This is a genomic window from Alkalibacterium sp. s-m-28 (assembly GCF_054658175.1).
Map to the genome: position 1 here is coordinate 1 of NZ_BAAGIQ010000275.1, position 452 is coordinate 452.

The following is a 452-nucleotide window of genomic DNA, read 5'->3' on the forward strand; positions in this document are numbered from 1 at the left end:
GTTGCCATATAAATATGTTCACCTATTTTGACGGTACCACAATTCGTTTAATATGCGACAATTTGTAATGTAAATCTTCACATTACAAATTTAATGTTAAGTAGAAAATAATGTAAAGCACCCTCAGGTGCTAACTAGAGGATGCTTCATTAACTGTTATTTGCTTTACATTAGATGGTTAAATGAAAGTATCTAAAAAATTTAATAAATCAGCTTTTTCTTCTGCTGTGTAGTAGTGACTACTATCATGGACGATCTTATTTGAAGCTGCCTCGATTGCCCTTCGGGTTATTTCTAGACTTGATGTTAAATATATTTGTGTTGTTTCTACTGAGCTGTGACCTAAAAAATCTCTAACATTATAAATACTAACACCTGCATTGACTAAATGAGTAGCTTTACTGTGTCTTAAAATATGAGGAGATATTTTTGTTTCAATCCTGTCTGGTGTT

The 452-nt window shown here is 31.9% G+C and carries 1 protein-coding gene; it reads right to left on the reverse strand.

Features of this window, described 5'->3' with window-relative positions:
- Positions 1 to 178 precede the first annotated feature (178 nt).
- Positions 179 to 452, reverse strand: a 274-nt coding sequence (locus tag ACYQ4S_RS12305) for a tyrosine-type recombinase/integrase (protein WP_459771457.1), incomplete at its 5' end; no start/stop codon positions are given.